The organism is Protofrankia sp. Cas8 (assembly GCF_963555845.1).
In the GTDB taxonomy this organism is placed as follows: Bacteria; Actinomycetota; Actinomycetes; order Frankiales; family Frankiaceae; genus Protofrankia.
The window spans coordinates 44,429-46,855 of the sequence record NZ_CAUVXI010000014.1 but is presented as its reverse complement, the minus strand read 5'-3'; the positions used below and the strand labels follow the sequence as shown (position 1 = coordinate 46,855).

At 65.5% G+C, this 2,427-nt stretch carries 2 protein-coding genes and 1 pseudogene; 1 reads left to right on the top strand and 2 read right to left on the bottom strand.

The features are described 5' to 3' along the window. Positions 1-212, top strand: a pseudogene (locus U9977_RS04475) (acetoacetate--CoA ligase); the annotation flags it as partial. A 100-nt stretch (positions 213-312) separates the two neighbouring features. On the opposite strand, the gene U9977_RS04470 reads toward U9977_RS04475, so the two are convergent. Both U9977_RS04470 and U9977_RS04465 read right to left on the bottom strand, forming a co-directional pair. Then, positions 313-1,584: an RNA polymerase sigma factor gene (locus tag U9977_RS04470; protein ID WP_322747879.1), complete on the bottom strand. Its 1,272-nt coding sequence runs from the start codon at positions 1,582-1,584 to the stop codon at positions 313-315. A gap of 366 nt (positions 1,585-1,950) precedes the next feature. Continuing rightward, positions 1,951-2,346, bottom strand: a complete 396-nt coding sequence (locus U9977_RS04465) for a type II toxin-antitoxin system VapC family toxin (RefSeq protein WP_322747878.1) — start codon at positions 2,344-2,346, stop codon at positions 1,951-1,953. Between the last annotated feature and the right edge of the window lie 81 nt (positions 2,347-2,427).

Genomic DNA, 2,427 nt, shown 5'->3' with positions numbered 1-2,427 from the left:
TGTTGACCACAATCCGGCATGATCTCAGCCCGCGTCATGTGCCCGACCGGGTCGAGCAGGTCGCCGCGATCCCGCGCACCCACAGCGGCAAGAAGCTGGAGGTACCGGTCCGGCGGCTGCTGCTGGGCGCACCCCTGGAGCAGGCCGTCAGCCTCGGCGCGGTCGCCAACCCCGAGGCGTTGCTGCCGTTCATCTCACCCGCGGCCCAATAGGAGCGCCCGGCAAAGCGAGATCCCCTGCCCGGTGACCGGACAGGGGATCTCCACCACGACAACGCACTACCTCACCGGACGTGCCACTTCCCCGGCTGGGTCAGTCGAGAAACTCGCGCAGTCTGCCCGCGACCGCCGGCTTGCGCAGTTCACGAAGGGTGTCGCGCTCGATCTGGCGAATCCGCTCGCGGGTAAGCCCGAGACGGTTGCCGACCTCGGCAAGCGTGTGCTGCTTGCCGTCGGCAAGACCGAACCGCAGCCGCATGACCTCACGTTCACGTGGTGTGAGCCCGCTCAACACACCCTCGATCTCGTCCTGCATGGCGCCGTAGGAGGCGGCGTCCGCAGGCGAGGTGGCGTCCGCGTCCTCGATGAAGTCACCGAGAACGGAGTCGCCGTCGTCGCCGACCGCGGTCTCCAGGCTGACCGTGTCCTGGGCGTACCGGCGGAGTTCGACGACCTGTTCGATCGGCATGTCGAGCTCCAGCGCAAGCTCCTCGTCGGTCGGCTCCCGGCCGAGCGTGGAGACAAGCTGGCGCTGCAGTCGCGTAATCTTGTTGATCTGCTCGACGACATGGACCGGGATTCGGATGGTCCTGGCCTGGTCCGCCAGCGCCCGACCGATCGCCTGCCTGATCCACCAGGTGGCGTAGGTCGAGAACTTGTAGCCCTTGGCGTAGTCGAACTTCTCGACCGCGCGGATCAGACCGAGGTTGCCCTCCTGGACCAGGTCGAGCAGGGTCATGCCGCGACCGCTGTACTTCTTGGCGACCGAGACCACAAGACGCAGGTTCGCCGAGACCAGCTGCTGTTTCGCCGCATGCCCGTCCCGGACCAGGGTCTGGAGGTCACGCCGCAGAGCCGGCTCCAGGTCGGAGTCGGTCTCCAGCTTGTACTCGGCAAACAGGCCAGCCTCGACCCGCTTGGACAGTTCGACCTCCTGCGCGGCGTTGAGCAGGGGTACCTTGCCGATCTCGCGCAGGTACATACGCACGAGGTCGGCGGTTCCGGCATGCTCCGAGGTTGCGCGGGCAGCCGGCGCTCCAGTTGTTGGCTCCTCCTCGTCGAGAACCTCGACGCCGAGAGTGGTCAACCGGGCAATCAGGACGGGAAGTAGTTCAAGACCGAGGTCAGCGGTCTCGAGTGCTTCGCGAAGTTCGGCGTGACTCAGTTCGCCGGATTCGCGTCCACGCGCGACAAGCTCGGCGACCTGAGTAACGTCGAGTTCGTCGGTATCATCGGGCACGGCGGCCAGGCCACGGCCGGGCGTCGTGCGTGCAGGAGTGGCCGCCCGGCGGGTACGTCGCGTGCTCGTGGCACGCGTACGCGGCTCGTCGGGGCGCTCGTGAAGTTCCAGGGCAGGCAGCGTCATCAGTAGCAGATCCGAAGGTCGGTGCGGGTGGCGGGTCTTGGTGCTTGCACGTATGGGCAACGCCTTGCGACGTCTCTCCCATTCCGCGTTCAGACACAACCGGACGTAAGCGATCGCCGGGTCTACGAAGCAGTGTAGACCCTCGCCCTCGGGACGCTGCACCCGCTGTCGCGAAGACTACCCTGCAGATCGGCCGGTGTGTCGTGAATAACTAACTATCTCTTGAGCTCTCCACATCCACGAGTCGATATCGAGCTCAGACACAACAGACAACCCATACAGAAACAACCCCCGCCGGATCTCAAAATGATCGCGACACCGCAACCCTCAAACGATGTCCCTACCCGGCAGTCCCCGGCCAGGACATCAGGTGATGATCTCGACTGGACAACGGAGGACACCACAGCGGGCCATTCGACCGTCGGTGGTCACCAGGACACAGCCGTACGTCTCGGCCGCTGCGGCGTAGGCCGCGTCATACGTGGTCAGGTTGGAACGAAGTTCCCATATGCGGGGTAGCAGCACACGGGTGTGAGGGACCACCGGCTCAAGCCCGGCGAGTGCCTCGACTGCGTCCGCCGCATGGCGCGGACTGATCTTTCCAGCGAGCAGGTTGCCACGGATCACCGACAGCACCTCGACCATCCAGTGCTCGGGCGCGATCCACCGGTCGTCCGCACGAAGCACCGAACGGCAGCGCTCGCCGATGCCGCCGTCGTCGAGCAGGCAGAACGCGAACACGGAAGCATCAACAACGATCATGTCTCGTCTTCCGGGACGCCCAGGGAGAAGTCACGGGTGGCCCGCTCCGCTCGCAACGTGTCCACGACATCCCCAAGCGCC

Excerpts from the sequence above, each read along its gene's own strand:
- U9977_RS04470 (WP_322747879.1), bottom strand. The coding sequence starts at position 1,584 with ATGACGCTGCCTGCCCTGGAACTTCACGAGCGCCCCGACGAGCCGCGT.
- U9977_RS04465 (WP_322747878.1), bottom strand. The coding sequence starts at position 2,346 with ATGATCGTTGTTGATGCTTCCGTGTTCGCGTTCTGCCTGCTCGACGAC.